This window comes from Bradyrhizobium uaiense (genome assembly GCF_010811875.1).
In the GTDB taxonomy this organism is placed as follows: Bacteria; Pseudomonadota; Alphaproteobacteria; order Rhizobiales; family Xanthobacteraceae; genus Bradyrhizobium; species Bradyrhizobium uaiense.
Genome location: NZ_VKHP01000108.1, coordinates 14,251 through 29,458 on the forward strand (window position 1 = coordinate 14,251; position 15,208 = coordinate 29,458).

Consider the following 15,208-nt stretch of genomic DNA (forward strand, 5'->3'; position numbering starts at 1 on the left):
CAACGGGCATGCGTTTTGAGCTCCTAGCTCAGCCATTTTCCGCTTCCTTCACTCTGGATTTGAGCGGCGGTTCAAGCGAAGAGTTAATGCCGGTAGCCACATGGCTCTTCGATCACACTTTGCGCGATGTCCAGGACGCTGCGCTCAGAAAACGCGCCCCGTTCCAACTGCCGCAAGCTTGCCGCGAGTTCACGCTTCAGAAGCTCCAGATCTTCAATATCGACATCGTCGTAGTCACACATCGCCTGCTGAGTCCTCAAACTGATAACGTTCTCATGCTAACGCCGGCAACGGATTTTTTATCTCCTCGTCGTCACGGCACCGGATAGATCAATCCTTCGAGCGTTTTTTTTCGACCCGCGCTGGTGGCGACGACATCCTGATTGCGAACAGCATGATCTCTTCCATGACTGCAATATCGTCGACGAAATTTATTTTGGTTCTGTCGTACTTTATGCCGACACAGCCAGTTCGTTCATCGTTCAGCCGGCGAGATCGGGAGCGACTGTCGACCTCCAGGCGTCGAGCAACATCTTTGCGTTGACACTCAACTTGTCTTTTTTCATAGTTGAAGAGATCCCCCGCTGTCGTCCTTTAACCATCATCTGGCTTCCGAATCCATTTTGAATTGCATTGCAATCCAAGATTGTGCTCAGCGGCAGCTTGAAGAGCCGAAAAAACGTGACACTCTTTTGTGTCTTTTGACACTCTTATGAGTCTCGGCACACTTGTGCCGCGACTTATAAGAGTGTCAAATTAACCAGAAAATCCCAATGATTTCGTGCCTCCGCGACACATAAGACCGTCGCGTGCGACTCATATGAGTGTATTCCCGGGCTGTTTGAGACTCAAAAGAGTGTAACGGAACCGCAGACAGCGCCAGAAGAACCTATCGAAGGTTGCAGTTCAATTGTCCCGGAGGATAGTTGCAAACTCCGGGTTGCTACTCGCGCCGAGCGCTTTGTAAAGACCTTCTGTGGCATGCCAGCGGCCTTCGCGACTTCGCTCATGCCCTGTGCTCGGGCGACGAGATTAGGGGCGTCACGGACTTCGTCTGGAACGCCACCGGCGTTAGATACTTCGCACGCGCCTCCAGCGTGCCAAGGTGTTCGACGACGTCGAACTTCTTCAATTTGCTGACTTTCATCCTCAGTCCTCCAATGCCTCGGCAATTTTCCTTGGGCCTTCCGAAGGTTCTAGTTTGGGTCCGCCTGTCGTCACCGCAGAGCAGGATGACGACGATTTTGCCGCGTCGAGGCGATATCCCGTCCGTGGTCACCGGAGCCACGGCGCTTCTCAGGGCGTCGCGCGCCGGCACATCGCCCGGCGGGCTCGGCGCCGCGACGACCACGGATATGCAGTCGGCAAGTCGGGATGTTGTCGAGAGGCTTCGACGAGGTCGCTCGGAACCTGCCTATTGATCATGCCATATGTTCATGATGTGTTCTAGTGCGGATCTTGAGGAGTGGTCAGCTTGCAAAGTGACTACAAAATAAATCCCCTGGGTAATTCCATTGGGGAAGGCTGCCGGGTCTCGCTCCGAGCGGAAACCTGCGAGTAAATTCCACACATGGGACTCTCGTGGTGGCTCAATAACGTTCTTGGCGGGGCTGTTCGATGGGCGGTCGCGACAATTATCGGCGCGATATGCCTCGTGTTGGGCCTTGCACCAGCCGCTTGGCTTGCCGGCATTTTCGGGAATCCGCCGGCATGGGTCATGAATCCATGGAAACGGATCGGCATTGTTGTGGTCGGAGTTGTGACCTTCCTCCTGATCCTTTTGGTCCGTCGCCGCAAGGACGAAGCGAACCTGAACATCCCTGTTCGATGGAAGAATGTAACAATCCAAGAGCCCAATCTGGTTGCATACATGCGCTCCAGCGATTTGGTCCGCAGATTAGACGAGCGAATTTCAGAGCGTAGTGGCAACTCTGTCGATCCGGACAACGGCGTGGCTCTCCCGGTTGAAGAGACCGCAAAACTATTGGGAATATCGGATATCGAGCAACTGGACCTGCTTCTCCGCGAGAACCAGGAAGCAGCTGTAAGGATGTCATTTTACAGTTGGCTCGACAAAGATACGGCAGTGCCGCGGGGTGAATGTCTCCTCTATCTTCTTGATGTTCTCGGCGCGCAACTCGGAGAGCCCCAGTTTTCTGAACTCCGGAGCCTCCAATCGCTGATCCAGGGCGGCGACGTTAAAGCTCGTTGCCAGAACTATGCGGAGATAATGAAGAACATATCTCCCAAGCCACCGATTCGGGTGCCGCTGGTTGTCGATTTCAATTTAATTCCGATCGAATCTGCAATCGACGAAGTTCGGGCTGGCCTCAAAGGTACGCCGCAGGGAAAGGAGATTGAAGCAAACGGCAAAACCAAGGAGCAGCAGGATCTAGATTATTGGCGTCTCATCGGGCCTGTGAGGCTTTACGGCACCGAGAGAGGACAAAAATCAAGGAAGCTCATCAATTTCATGCTCTACGTCGTGAATGCAGTTACATTAGAAAGCGGCCGCCTTATATGGACCATTCCCAATGGTCCTGTTTTTGACGATCTCTTTGTGATGGCCCCCGATCTCAGATCGGCAATACAGAAAATTAAACAAGCCTGATCTTGTTTTTCTGTTCGACGATCCAGCCTTGGGACTTTTCTCGCGAACCCGGTGGACTCTCAGGGGGCTTTCGGAGAATCTCTGGCGCGGGTAGGACGTGTCTCCGCTGCAATGCTCTGCCGTCGCCCGAAAACTACGACACGAATAAAAGCGGAGGCCAACTTGTTTCACCTTATCAAGCTGCCGGATCATCGTTCTGGGTTCGTCAATCTCTCCACCGCGTACGCTTGGGAGGCTTGGATCCAGAAGTGTCTCCCGGCGGGTCTCCACCAGGACGTTCAGCGCCGATTGATCTCCAATCTCAAACACGTTCTGGTCGGGTTGGAGATGAAGGCTGGGCTGATCGTTCCTCACGCAAACCAAGGAAAACTTCTGTTCGAGTCCTACTTCCACATGCTCAACTTCGAATTCTGCGTCGGCATGTTTTCGATATGCGAAGGTCTGGGCTCAGCACTCTGGTTGAGGGAAAACGGTCTGGATGGATCCGCCGCCAACCGAATCGCCTTCGAAAAGTGGAAACCTTCTCTGACGAAGAAGTTCGATCCTGAGTCGAAATCCAAGCTCGTCGCGGACGTCGACACCGTGAAGAGCGTCAGAGACAAGCTTCACCAAGATCAATTGGGTGCTCGAGAGAAGATCGATTGGCATGCCTTTTCGTACGACAAGGCGTTCACGCCGGCAGCGCGTGCGATGAGGTGTCTGCTCAGCACGAATGCCAGTGATGTGCCGCAGGAAACCAATCTGAACGTCGAGTAACCAAGCTCTCGAAGGCCTCGACGAAATGAGATCGTAATGGCGTTTTTCACCCACGATCAACTGCAGGCGATTGCCGACGCCTTGGGCGATACCGAACGAGGCCTTCAGGGGGCGAAATCGGCCGTTTGCTCATATCGAGCAAGATGATTGATCCGGGCCCTCTCACCAAGCGGAACAGGATCTATAACGCCTTCGCCGAAAGCCAGAACACCAAGCAAAATCGCACCCACATTCTGGAGTTCATCCGCCTCGCTATGAAGCCGGCCCGGTACAACAGGGAGCCAGGCCGTTTCGAGCCGCTTCGCGCGCTCCTGAACCAGGCGCTCGCTTTCTCAGGCCTCGTCGTGGACGAGACCGGCAGTCTTATCACGGCCGAGGTGGCGCGAACGCTTCCGGAGGCTCAGCGAAGGGCACGCGAGTTGCGCTCCGATCTCGAAGGTCGCGGCGTGCATCCCGATGTGCTGAAGTTCCGCCGCGCCGAGCTTCTCGCGGAGAACTACTTCCACGCGGTGCAAGAAGCCGTAAAGAGTGTAGCCGACAAGATGCGGTCTCGATCGGGTTTGACAGACGATGGAGCCGGCCTCGTCGATCGCGTGCTCGGCGGCGAGCCGCCATTGCTTGCGATAAACTCGCGAAGCTCGGTCAGCGAACGCAGCGAGCAGAGCGGATTCGCCAACTTAGTTCGTGGGACGTTCGGCATGTTCCGCAATCCGACCGCACACGAAGCGCGGCTTCACTGGACTATGTCCAAGGAAGACGCAGAGGACCTGCTCACGATTGTTTCGCTCATTCACCGGCGCCTTGATCGGGCCACCATGCCTCCCCGGGTCTGAGCCGATCAGCAGTTAGCACATTGTGCCTCGAAGATTATCGGCGTGGCCTTCGTCGTGGCGGTCAGCGTTCGATAAACGATGGTTAGCTCTCGCTGCGCTGCGCGACCTCGTGAACCCAAGGTGAAGGGTGATGCTCCTGGAAGACGAAGCTTAGTGATTTCCTTGGACGTGTGACTCCGACATAGAAGCTTCGCCGCGCTTCGCTAAAACTGTGCAAGCTCTGCTTATCTCGGTTTTTCACTCGGCCTCGATCGTCGTGCCATTTGCGTCGGCGGTGACGTAGCTCGCTCCGGAGCGCGGACGGATGATCACCTGCCGCCCTTCGGCATCCTCGAAGGTGCCGGCGAAGGACGCCCGAGCTGCTGCCACGCGCTGGAAGCGGTGCTGCTCGAGCCAGCCCGGAAAATCGACTTGGCGCCCGTGTTGCCTGTCCGGAGGGACCTAGCGAGCCGGCTCGGTCCGGAGCAGGTGCATGGTGTAGCCCGGCAGCACCGCCCCCTCATAGAAGTACCCATCCGGCTGATCGACCGGTGCCCCTGCTGTCGGAAGGCGTTCTACAATCAGATCGTCAAAAGTCATCGTTCAAATCCGCCACTTAAAATAGTCCAGCGGAAAATCTACTTTCCACCAGGCGGGGCGCGAGTCAGCAGACCTTCGGCCGAACGCGCCGTTCGAAATAATCCCAGATCCCGTGACAAGGGAGACCTACGCGAAACCCTTGGCGCGTCCACCGTCCGGATCGAACGAACGGAGCAGCATCAATGACAGCCTGGCGTGCCGACTTTTCAGCATTCGTCGTCGACCTGATGGATTTCATCGAGGGGAAGATCGCAGAAGCGACAGACTCCGAGGGCTCGCGCATCGGGGGACGCCGGTGCCCTTCCGCTCTTGCGCGAAAGGTTGCGAGAAAACGACGTCGTGAATGCCCAATTTCATGCTCGTTCTCGGCAACGCGATCGAGAAGCGCTGGGCGTCGGAATGAGTGGGAGGATTTCGCCACGTTGGATCGAGGCGAGTTCGAGCGGAGAGCGCAAGATCTCGACGGGCCCGAAGGGCGGCTTTCGGTGCCGCGGAAAATTCTAGCAGACATCGTCGGCCAGGCAGGGCGCTGGCCAAGGCAGCCAAATCCGAAAAAAGTCGAAAAGAACGCAAGCGGGTAGCGGGAGATGCTGCTACTGCCGATCAGTGGCAAGAAGCTGGCGACGGAGCCGCTTCGGCGAAGAGGATTGTCGCCAAGCGCAAGTCAGCTTAGCCCGCCACCCGTTTTTATTCCGTCCAAGAAGGCGATCTGAGCCGACTTCGTCACACAACTGAAAATTGCCTCTGCTACCGTCACCTGGATTGGGCACTCGTCTCGGTACGAAACGCAGCTTTTTCGATATTTTCACGCGGTAGCAATTTCTCTTGCGAGACAGCAACATGACACAGAAGGGGCGTTTCGCGCGACTCGGCTCCATCGCGATCCTGTTGCTGACGCTTTCGAACTCCGCGGCGTTCTCCGACTACTCTGTCGTCGCCCATTTCTTCTGCAAGGACGCCGGAGACATGTCCGACCGCGGCTATTGCGAGATTTGGCAGACCAGTCGTCAATCCTGCGATGACGCCCGCTCCGTGGTCAGTTCGCAGGTTAGTGCGTTGGCCGACGTCTGCAAGCAATGCCCCAAGAGGATATACGACAACACGCTCGTCTATTCAGGCAGCATGCAGTGGCTCTCAACGAATACCTGCAGGTAGCGCGTCGGGACATTCGTCGTGAGGCGTCTCCGAACCCGATATCAATCCCTTCAACTGGCTTAGATCGAACTTGATCCGGAGGTAATAGTGATCGCAATCGCGGGACGGTCATCAGGCCGTCACCTCGTCCGCGCCGGAACACTAACTCTGGTTCTCATTGGACAAGTTAGTCCAGCCACTTCCGAATGCCCGCAGCCGGGCACGACGCGTGTAGCCGTACCGATATTTCTGCCAAAGGGGCTCGGCATCAAAAGGGTGCACTTCTCCCACGATCGGAACGAAAACACTGACTTCTACCTCGACTTCCAAACACGTCCAAATACAGTTCACGAGAGCTACCGAATTGCGCTGCTCCAAAACAGAGATCAAGTGGACATTGTCCCACGCAATCCCGGTATTAGGACCGGCAAGCCCGACATGGAGGTGGCCTTCAGCGTAATGGGGGGCTGGCATTGGGGGTATCCAGACCGGCGCTTTGAGATTCCTCGGATCGACCGTGTACAGCAGTGGGACCGGATCATCGATTTCAATTTTACATCTTGTGGCGACCCATTCGCCAACACTGTGGTGACTGTATTTTTCAGCAGTTCGCTGTTTTAACGTGATCGATCGCGTAGAGTCCGCGTGGACCTAAGATGTCTCAGAATCGTACTCGGGCACGTGTCGCCATCGAGCCGAGCGCATCCACCAATCAATGCAGTCTTGGCTGCGTGTGGGACCCTTGCCGTCCCAAGCCCGCGCCCAACCGACCGTTCGACATCAACTCGGACCATCGGCGAAATTGACGCGGATTTCCGTGGGCGTCAGCTTGCAGCGGTCGAGGCCTCGACCAGTGGGGTTCGCGCGTCACAAGTATCTCGACATCGTACGATTCGTACCAACCGCGCATTCGTCGCGATGTAGACACGCTGCGGAAAATTGGCTCTTTAGGGGCGCACTCCAGGAATGTCTCGAGAAAAGATCAATGGAGATCGAACCAGAAGGTGGCGATAGAATGCTACGTCGCAAGGGCTCCCTGCATCTATGGCAGGAAGTCTGTGTTTCCGTCGAGAAGGATATCCGCCAGCAGCGACTTTTTCCGGGAGAGCGCCTAGCTACCGAGGAGGAACTGGCGCGGCGCTTCAACGTCCACCGCAACACGGTTCGGCGGGCGCTCGAGGTGCTGGAGGAAAAGGGGCTCATCCGAACAGAGCATGGCTTAGGAAGCTTCGTACGGGAGCGCCTAATTTCCCATCCCATGGGACGCCGGACGACTCTTCCTGTTATTCTAAAGGGGTTGGATCGGGGCGGGCGCGAGGAGATATTGGGGAGCTCGACGGTCCTCCCGTCGAGAGAGATTTTTGCGGCCCTGCGGTTGGAGAAGTCGCAATATGTGCGACGTGTCAACATGCTGACGCTGGTCGACGACAATCCCACGATGATCAGCTCTGCTTATTTCCCACTCCCACGCTTTCACGGCATTGACAAGGCAATTGCGGAAACGGGGTCGGTACCCGACGGACTGAAGCAACTTGGCACGGAAGAGATCATTCGATATGAATCTAGGATCACGACCAGCAATCCGACCCGCACGGATGCCGAGTTGCTGCGGCAACCCCGCTCCCAACCGGTGCTCAAGCTGAAGAATACCATCGTCGATGGCGCTAATCAGCCGATCCTGTTCTCCCAGATCAGAATGTCGGCCCGGTGGATCGAGCTGATTATTCAATACAACGACTTATGAAGATATCCGGCACTGGTCTCCAGGCAATGCTTCATTTGATGCCGCCTGATGTCAGGCCCTCAATGAACCAGCGCTGAGCGAGCAGAAAGACGAGCACTAACGGAGCGACGACGATGGTGCTGCCGGCCATCAACGGGCCATAATCTATTCCGGTATCTTCATTCTTGAATGCCATTAGGCCTAGTGGAGGAGGCATAAGCTCCTGAGAGCGAACCGCGATAAGCGGCCAGAATAGATCATTCCAATGTCCGACAACTGAAAATATCGAAAACGCGATCAGGGCGGGCACCGCCATGGGCAGCATGATCCGCCAGACGATGGTGAATTCCGACATGCCATCCAGCCGCGCTGCATGCACAATGTCGTCCGAGATCGTATTGAAAAATTGTCGGAACAGGAAGATGCCAAGCGGCGAGACAACGAACGGGAAAACGAGTGCTGCGTAGGTATTCAACAGGCCAAGCTGGTAAGCCAAGATGAAGAGCGGTAGTGCGAGCACCTGGCTCGGAATGAGCAAGCTGACGAGCACTAAGTTGAAGAAGACATGCCGGCCGGGAAACCTAAGTTTCGCGAGCGCATAGGCGATCGGCGCGCAGATCAGTATCTGAAACACTACGATGACAGCGCAGATAAAGACGCCATTCAACATAAAGCGCGGAAGGGGGGAGGCTGTCATAGCCCGGATGTAGTTCTGCGTTGCATGCCAGCTCTGCGGCAGCAGTGAGAATGATGCCTGAAAGATCTCCTCCGGCGGCTTGAGCGACAAGCTGACCATCCAAATAAATGGCACGATGACAAACGCGGTGGTGATGGCTAGAAAACCGTGGCGGCCCAAGGTGCGGAATGAAAGCCGGCAGTGTTTCATTGATAGTGCACCTTTCGATCCATGATCCGGGCTTGGATCAGTGTTAGGGCCATAACAATGACAAGGAATACAACGGTGACCGCGGCGCCGTATCCTGTTCGCAGATACTGAAAGCTTTCGCGATAGAGCGTGTAGAGAAGCACGTCGGAAGCATGATTGGGGCCGCCCTGGGTGAGAACCTGCACCGTGTCGAACACCTTTAGCGCATGGAGGGTAACGACGATCACGACAAACATCAGCACCGGTCCAAGCATGGGCAGGGTAATTAAGCGAAGACGCTCGAACCAGACGTCGATTCCATCTACGTCTGCGGCGTCGTAGAGATCGCGCGGAATGGCCGCGAGGCCGGCCAGAATGAGCACCATCGCGAAGCCAAGATTCTGCCAGATACCGATCACCGCGAGAATGGGCAGAACGGTCCTTTCATCGCGAAGCCAGTTTGCGGTCGGCAATCCGGCCGCGGTCATAAGCTGATTGAGCAGGCCGACCGTCGGGTGAAGAAGCGCTTCCCACGTGATCGCCATGGCCGCCAAGGTTGCCATGTAAGGAAGGAAATGGACTGCGCGATAGAAGGCGCGCATAGTTTGACCGCTTTCGATCACCAGCGCGACGGCGAGGCTGAGAACGATGGTCCCCGGAACGACGATGAGCGTATAGACCGCCGTGTTGGCGAGTACCTTTCGAAACTCCGAATCCGCGAAGAGCTCGGCGAAATTCCTGAGGCCGACGAAACTGAGGGTCTTCGCACCGAATTGCCAATCCGTGAAGGCGATGAACAGCACGCCGGCGACTGGGAGAATGTAAAGCGTGAGCAAGAGTACCACGCCTGGCCCGGCAAGCGCATAGGCGGTAAGGCTCTCTGCAAGACGCAACCGTCGCAATACAGCGTCCGTTGATCGATGGAGCAGCGAAGGTTGATCTTCCTGCACTGGCGGCTGGCCCATCTCGATGGAGGTCATCGCGCGTATTCCCGGAGAGGTGTCACCGAGGCCTGCTGCTTTAGCCGCTGGCCATTCTCGGAGAACAGAAGGAGCTGCTCAGTTCTAATGCGCAGATGCAGTCTGTTGCCCGGCGCGATATGGCCGCTTGCGGCGGGTAGGCGAGCGATGATCGGATCGGGAACTCCTGTCAAATCCAAATGGAGGAATAGATCGGACCCCATATGTTCGACCAGCCGAACCGCGGCGGAGATCGAATTCGGCTCACCGCTACTGGCGAGGTGGAAGGCTTCCGGACGAATCCCTACGGTGAGCGTGCCCTGGCCGATAGTAAGTTCAGACGGCAGAACCTGTCCGCCGATTTCGGCGAGCCTGCCACCGCACACGTTCACATCGATCATGTTGATCTTCGGGGACCCGACGAATTCCGCGACCCGCCGATCATGGGGATTGGCGTAAATCTCCTGTGGGGGGGCGACCTGGACAAGCTCACCGTCGAGCATGACCGCCACCCGATCGGAAAGCGTCATCGCCTCCACCTGATCGTGGGTAACATAGATGAAGGTGACACCCAGCCGTTGGTGCAGTTCCTTAATTTCCGCGCGCATCTGGACACGCAGCTTGGCATCCAAATTGGACAGCGGCTCATCCATCAGAAACACTGCCGGATGGCGCACCATCGCACGGCCCACGGCGACGCGCTGGCGCTGGCCGCCGGAGAGCTGGCGCGGCTTGCGGTCAAGAAGGTGGCTGATGCCGATGGACTTCGCGACCCTTGCGACCTCCTCAATGATTTCCGATTTCCTGCTCGCTGTTCCGGGAAGCAGCGCCCCGAAGACCGGGATGCGCTGCCAAGCACACAAACGGCGCATCAGCAACGGAATGGCGAGGTTTTTGGCGACACTCATGTGGGGATAAAGCGCGTAGGACTGAAATACCATGGCGACGTCGCGCAGCTTCGGACGCAATCCGTCCACCTCACGCCCGCCGATTGCAATTGACCCTTCATCCTGAAGCTCTAGGCCCGCGATGATTCGCAGAAGCGTAGATTTTCCGCAGCCGGAGGGGCCGAGCAAGGTCAGGAACTCGCCGGGAATGACATTCAACGAAAGGTTTCGGATGACGTTCGTGGATCCGAATTTCTTGCAGATATTACGCAGTACAAGTCCATGTCCCGACATCGCTGCCCCTTCACTCCTGATTGCCGGACCGAAAGCCAGCGCGAGGCGAGATTGGCCGCAGGTTCGTATCAGGTCGGTGACGGACCCGTGACGGTTTAACGAACAAGCTCGTAACTCTCAGGTCGTCTTGCCTAGTGGCGAGGTGTGCCGCAGCATGAGACGATTGAGGTTGCTGCAGGGGGCGAAGGAACCAAGTCGACGCATGTGTCACCTGCGGGCTTGTCCATCTTTCGTCATCGAGGGTTCACGACCGCCGCAGATGGAATGATGTAGAGACGCACCGGCCTAGCAGGCGAGCGAAGGCACTGCACGTTCTCAGGATCCATGACGTCTCAATCTACCCTCCTCTCCGATCGCAGACGCTGGATGTCCGCCCTCGCAACGGCACCGGCTGCGGTTCTTTCGAATAGCTGGCAGGGGCTATCGGTTCAGCCGGATTTTACTTGGATCAGCCCACCGCAATTCGAGACGATCATGCTGCGCGCTCGTGCCGACGGCAGTGGAATGGTCTTCAATTTCGGAGAAATGACGGTCACGCGCTGTTCTCTTGCGTTGGGCAATGGGATCGCCGGCATCGCGTGCATTGGCGGACGGGACAAACGGCACGCGGCGGTGGCGGCTGTCTTTGACGCCATGATGTTATGCCCGGACGGCTCGCAATGGCATGCGCTGGCACGCGAGGCAGTGCTTGCGGCCGAGGCGGCAAGCAACAAGCATGTCGCGGCAAGGGCCGCGAAAGCGCGCGCGACCGAAGTAGCGTTTTCGATGTCGGTTGCGGAGCAGCCAAAATGATGGTCCAGAATTCCATGACGAAAGCGATCGAAGCCTCGTTCGACCCAGTTCACCACGCGCAAGTGTGCTTCAGGGGAATTCTGCGTGCCTTCAGCAATCCCGGCGAAATCGTTGCAGTGCCCCCCATATCCCATGCCGTCCGACCGATGTGCCAAAGCATGTTGTCTGCCGCGCTTTGTCTCCTAGACGGCGAGGTTTCCGCTTGGCTCGATCCGTCCTTCATGACCAAAGACGTCGAAGAGTTCCTCCGGCTACGGACGGGCGTCTCGGTCAGTTCTCATCCGCGGGACGTCGATTTTGCTTTGATCGGCAACGCGAGCAACATGCCAGACCTCCAACAGTTTCGTGCAGGGACCCTGTTGGAGCCAAATCGGTCAGCGACGCTCCTCATCCAGTTGCCGAGTCTGGTGGGCGGTGTGCCGATATTGCTGTGTGGGCCAGGTATCAAAACCACGATATCGGTTTCACCCGCCGGACTCCCTTCCTGGTTCTGGTCCACGTGGGAGGTCAATGCCACTTGCTTCCCTGCGGGTGTCGACGTTCTTCTCGTCGACGGCGAGAATATCGTGGGTCTCCCTCGCTCGGTTCGCCGGAGCTCGCCATGCTCGTAGCAATCCGCGGCGGAGAACAGGCGATCGAAAATGCGGAGCGACTTCTTGCTGAAAGACGTCGGGGCGATCCAGCGATCCCGGAATTGTCAATCGAGCAGATAGGCGAGCAATTATCCTTGGCCGTAGATCGCGCTATGAACGAAGGTGCGATCTATGACAGGCATGCGGCGAGCCTAGCACTCAAGCAGGCGCAGGGGGACGCGGTGGAAGCGGCCTTTCTGCTTCGGACATTTCGGGCAACATTGCCGCGAGCGGGTTACTCTGAGCCCCTCGATACTGCCTCGATGCAGATCGAGCGGCGGATATCGCCGATCCTGAAGCAGGCGCCGGGTGGTCAGTTCCTGGGGGCTACCTATGATTACATTCATAGGCTTCTCGAGGAAAAGTCTCCGGACGGCTTTGAGCCGTTGATATCGAGCCGCGCTGAGAGCGGTCCCATCAGTGCTCCGCATGTTGCCGACCAACTCGCTTGCGATGGGATTGCTGAGAGATTGCCATCCGCAGAGCCCAAGACGCATGTTTCGGATATCACGCGCGATCCGGTCATGCATCCGGCCAACCGAGATCTCAGGCTGCAGTCCTTGGCAAAGGCCGACGAAGGCTTCCTGGCGGGCCTGGCAAACTCCACCCTTCAGGGGTACGGACAGAACTTTCCGCTTGTGACCGAAATCCGCGTCGGCGATGTGGCCGTCGATTTCAAGATCCCCGAACTCGGATTTGCCGTTACGATCGGGTACGTGACCCTCAGCGAATGCGAAATTCTCAACAAGAGGCTGGATGCGCAAAGCGCTGAACCTCGCTTTACCCGTGGTTACGGGCTTGCCTTCGGGTGCAGCGAAAGGCGGGCGATGGCAATAGCCGTCAATGACCGAGCGCTAAGAGGCCGCGAACTGGACGAGGCTGTCCAGTGCCCCATCGAGGACGAACAGTTTGTATTATCGAATGCGGATGGGGTCGAAGCGGCCGGTCTGCTGCAAAGCTTGAAATTGCCGCACTATGTCAGTTTTCAGGCGGAGTTGAAGCGTCTGCGGGACATCCAGGCTGCACTCACGCAACGAGGGGAGGATGCGCTATGATCCCCTCGGATGCGGGCCTTCACGAGCGAAGCCCCTATAATTTTGGTTATTTGAACGAAGTCACGAAGCGCATGCTCCGGCGTGCGATTTTGAAGGCTGTTTCGATTCCTGGCTTTCAGGTCCCGATCGCGGGTCACGAGATGCCGCTTCCTCCTGGTTGGGGTACCGGCGGCATGCAGATCACGGCGGCGTTGATAGGACGCTCCGACATACTAAAGGTGATTGATCAGGGCGCCGACGATTCGATCAATGCCACAAGCATTCGGAGGTTTTTCGCGCGAGTTTCTGATAGCCGTACGACGATATCGACTCGGGAAGCGACGATTATCCAGACCCGGCACCGCATTCCCGAGGAGCAGCTTTCTAATGGCCAGATCATTGTGCTCCAGGTGCCGCTCCCGGAGCCGATGCGTTCGCTGGAGCCCTCGGAGACGGTGACCAGGCGACTTCATGCATTTCAAGACTACGGAATGCTCTACGTCAGGCTCTATGAAGACATAGTGAGGTTCGGTGATGCCGGCGGCGGGACAAATCATCCCGTGCTCGTCAATGGTCGGTATTTCGTCGCCCCATCACCGATCCCAGCATTCGACAATCATAAACTCGATCGCAGTCCTGCACTGATGTTGTTCGGAGCCGGTCGTCACCGGCGTGTCTATGCTATTCCGCCCTACACTACCGTCGAAAATCTTTCCTTCGACGACCGACCGTTTGTCGCACGGAAGGTTGAGGGGCGATGCAGCCTTTGCGGATCGAGCGAAAGCTACTTGGATGCGATCTCTGATGATGCAGGCATGCGCGGCTTCGTCTGTTCGGATACTTCCTTCTGTGCCACTCGGCGTGATCGCGAGCGAATGGGAGGCGGATCTTGATCGGCCTCGTTCGAAATCCCATCGTACTCCGCGCCCAACTGCTCTCCAAACGCTTTGGTGGGCGGCTTGCCTGCCACGACGTTTCTCTGGAAATCGCATCCGGTGAAATCATCGCTATAGTCGGGGAAAGTGGTTCGGGAAAGACGACCTTGCTCAGCTGCCTTGGGGGCCATCTGCGACCCGACGCCGGCATCGTTGAAATTCAGGACAAAGATAATCGCCTACATCCAATTTGGTCGCTTCAGGAAGAGCAGCGCGTCGGGCTGCTGCGATCGCAGGTCGGTTTCATCCATCAACGGCCCCAGGACGGATTGCAGGCGAATATCAGTGCAGGAGCCAATATCATAGAGCCTTTGGCGCTTGCTGGCCTGCGGAAGTTCTCGCAGATGCGTTGCATCGCGAAGGAATGGCTCGAACAAGTCGAGATACATCCCGGCCGCGTTGACGATCTTCCGGGCTCCTTTTCTGGAGGGATGCAGCAGCGCCTGCAAATCGCCCGCGTCTTAGTCAAGCGACCACGGCTACTCCTCATGGACGAGCCGACCGGCGGCCTCGACGTCTCGGTTCAGGCGCGGATTCTCGATCTCTTGCGCAGGCTGGTGTGCGATCTCCCTGTCGCCGTTGTGCTCGTAACCCACGATCTCGGGGTCGCGCGCATGCTCGCCGACCGGCTGTACGTTCTAAAATCCGGAACGATCGTCGAGCACGGACTCGCTGATCAGGTCCTCGACGACCCTCACCACCCCTACACCCAATTGCTCGTATCCTCGGTGCTGCGGGCATGAGCACCTCGCAGATTGGAGAGAATGAATGACGCGGACAGCCTTTGGTAATGCACGGATTGTACTGCCAAACGAGGTCGTGCAAGGCCATCTAAAGGTTGAGAATGGCTGGATCAGGGGCATCGAATCCGGAGGCGACTTACCCGCCGGAGCGATCGACCTTGAGGGCGACTTCCTCATGCCGGGTCTAGTTGATCTTCACAGCGATCATCTGGAGAAGCACATCATGCCAAGGCCTGGCGTTTACTGGCACGCGGTTTCGGCAGCAGTCTCCTACGATGCTCAGGTGATCAGTTCCGGCATCACCACCATGTGCGACAGTTTTGGACTCGTGGGCGCGGAGTTCGACAGCGAGCGCAATCCCGCTCTCGGGCGTATAGTGCAAGGGAGGTCAGCGGCAGCGAACGAAGGGATGGGGGGGGCCGCGCATCTAA

General features: G+C 57.2%; 18 protein-coding genes and 1 pseudogene. 13 read left to right on the top strand and 6 right to left on the bottom strand.

The genetic code is table 11. From position 1 onward, the window contains the following. The first annotated feature begins 8 nt into the window (after positions 1-8). Positions 9-329, top strand: coding sequence for a hypothetical protein (locus FNJ47_RS24170; protein WP_163157593.1), 321 nt, complete (start codon positions 9-11; stop codon positions 327-329). 677 nt (positions 330-1,006) lie between these two features. Here the strand turns inward: FNJ47_RS24170 and FNJ47_RS51520 are convergent. Continuing rightward, on the bottom strand, positions 1,007-1,147 hold the full coding sequence (locus FNJ47_RS51520; protein ID WP_236000077.1) for a hypothetical protein: 141 nt from the start codon (positions 1,145-1,147) through the stop codon (positions 1,007-1,009). 423 nt (positions 1,148-1,570) lie between these two features. Between FNJ47_RS51520 and FNJ47_RS24180 the strand changes: the two genes are divergently transcribed. From FNJ47_RS24180 to FNJ47_RS53965, 3 genes are all read left to right on the top strand, one after another. Then, positions 1,571-2,611, top strand: a complete 1,041-nt coding sequence (locus FNJ47_RS24180) for a hypothetical protein (protein WP_163157595.1) — start codon at positions 1,571-1,573, stop codon at positions 2,609-2,611. A 162-nt stretch (positions 2,612-2,773) separates the two neighbouring features. After that, positions 2,774-3,367, top strand: a complete 594-nt coding sequence (locus FNJ47_RS24185) for a hypothetical protein (RefSeq protein WP_163157597.1) — start codon at positions 2,774-2,776, stop codon at positions 3,365-3,367. Positions 3,368-3,711: 344 nt separating this feature from the next. Next, positions 3,712-4,200, top strand: coding sequence for a TIGR02391 family protein (locus FNJ47_RS53965; RefSeq protein ID WP_347341709.1), 489 nt, complete (start codon positions 3,712-3,714; stop codon positions 4,198-4,200). 237 nt (positions 4,201-4,437) lie between these two features. Here FNJ47_RS53965 and FNJ47_RS53285 read toward each other — a convergent pair whose 3' ends face one another. Together FNJ47_RS53285 and FNJ47_RS24195 are read right to left on the bottom strand one after the other, a co-directional pair. Continuing rightward, positions 4,438-4,569 (bottom strand): hypothetical protein, encoded by a 132-nt coding sequence (locus FNJ47_RS53285; protein ID WP_283811287.1) that lies wholly within the window; start codon positions 4,567-4,569, stop codon positions 4,438-4,440. Between the two features lie 72 nt (positions 4,570-4,641). Further along, positions 4,642-4,779, bottom strand: coding sequence for a hypothetical protein (locus FNJ47_RS24195; protein ID WP_163157599.1), 138 nt, complete (start codon positions 4,777-4,779; stop codon positions 4,642-4,644). A gap of 840 nt (positions 4,780-5,619) precedes the next feature. Between FNJ47_RS24195 and FNJ47_RS24200 the strand changes: the two genes are divergently transcribed. From FNJ47_RS24200 to FNJ47_RS24210, 3 genes are all read left to right on the top strand, one after another. Then, positions 5,620-5,934 (top strand): hypothetical protein, encoded by a 315-nt coding sequence (locus FNJ47_RS24200; RefSeq protein ID WP_163157601.1) that lies wholly within the window; start codon positions 5,620-5,622, stop codon positions 5,932-5,934. 87 nt (positions 5,935-6,021) lie between these two features. Continuing rightward, positions 6,022-6,534, top strand: a complete 513-nt coding sequence (locus FNJ47_RS24205) for a hypothetical protein (protein ID WP_163157603.1) — start codon at positions 6,022-6,024, stop codon at positions 6,532-6,534. 364 nt (positions 6,535-6,898) lie between these two features. Continuing rightward, positions 6,899-7,657: a GntR family transcriptional regulator gene (locus FNJ47_RS24210; protein ID WP_163157605.1), complete on the top strand. Its 759-nt coding sequence runs from the start codon at positions 6,899-6,901 to the stop codon at positions 7,655-7,657. 31 nt (positions 7,658-7,688) lie between these two features. On the opposite strand, the gene FNJ47_RS24215 is transcribed toward FNJ47_RS24210, so the two are convergent. From FNJ47_RS24215 to FNJ47_RS24225, 3 genes are read right to left on the bottom strand one after another with little or no spacing between them, the layout of a single operon-like run. Further along, the gene (locus tag FNJ47_RS24215) at positions 7,689-8,522 is read right to left on the bottom strand and encodes a carbohydrate ABC transporter permease (RefSeq protein ID WP_163157607.1); all 834 of its coding nucleotides are present in this window, start codon (positions 8,520-8,522) and stop codon (positions 7,689-7,691) included. Continuing rightward, complete coding sequence (locus FNJ47_RS24220; RefSeq protein ID WP_236000078.1) at positions 8,519-9,481, bottom strand: carbohydrate ABC transporter permease; 963 nt, start codon at positions 9,479-9,481, stop codon at positions 8,519-8,521. Before FNJ47_RS24220 ends, FNJ47_RS24215 begins: the two co-directional genes overlap by 4 nt. Beyond that, a complete protein-coding gene (locus tag FNJ47_RS24225; RefSeq protein WP_163157609.1) occupies positions 9,478-10,641 on the bottom strand; it encodes an ABC transporter ATP-binding protein in 1,164 nt (387 codons plus the stop codon). The genes FNJ47_RS24220 and FNJ47_RS24225 overlap by 4 nt, the downstream gene beginning before the upstream one ends. A gap of 324 nt (positions 10,642-10,965) precedes the next feature. On the opposite strand from FNJ47_RS24225, the gene phnG reads away from it, so the two are divergent. The 6 genes and pseudogenes from phnG to FNJ47_RS24255 form a co-directional block, all read left to right on the top strand. Then, complete coding sequence (gene phnG / locus FNJ47_RS24230; protein WP_283811289.1) at positions 10,966-11,433, top strand: phosphonate C-P lyase system protein PhnG; 468 nt, start codon at positions 10,966-10,968, stop codon at positions 11,431-11,433. Further along, positions 11,430-12,044: a phosphonate C-P lyase system protein PhnH gene (phnH, locus tag FNJ47_RS24235; RefSeq protein WP_163157612.1), complete on the top strand. Its 615-nt coding sequence runs from the start codon at positions 11,430-11,432 to the stop codon at positions 12,042-12,044. The genes phnG and phnH overlap by 4 nt, the downstream gene beginning before the upstream one ends. Then, complete coding sequence (locus FNJ47_RS24240) at positions 12,035-13,120, top strand: carbon-phosphorus lyase complex subunit (protein WP_163157614.1); 1,086 nt, start codon at positions 12,035-12,037, stop codon at positions 13,118-13,120. Before phnH ends, FNJ47_RS24240 begins: the two co-directional genes overlap by 10 nt. Beyond that, on the top strand, positions 13,117-13,992 hold the full coding sequence (locus tag FNJ47_RS24245) for an alpha-D-ribose 1-methylphosphonate 5-phosphate C-P-lyase PhnJ (RefSeq protein ID WP_163157616.1): 876 nt from the start codon (positions 13,117-13,119) through the stop codon (positions 13,990-13,992). The genes FNJ47_RS24240 and FNJ47_RS24245 overlap by 4 nt, the downstream gene beginning before the upstream one ends. Next, a complete protein-coding gene (locus tag FNJ47_RS24250; RefSeq protein ID WP_165445834.1) occupies positions 13,989-14,777 on the top strand; it encodes an ATP-binding cassette domain-containing protein in 789 nt (262 codons plus the stop codon). Before FNJ47_RS24245 ends, FNJ47_RS24250 begins: the two co-directional genes overlap by 4 nt. Before the next feature lie 25 nt (positions 14,778-14,802). Continuing rightward, positions 14,803-15,208: pseudogene (locus tag FNJ47_RS24255) on the top strand (alpha-D-ribose 1-methylphosphonate 5-triphosphate diphosphatase); the annotation flags it as partial.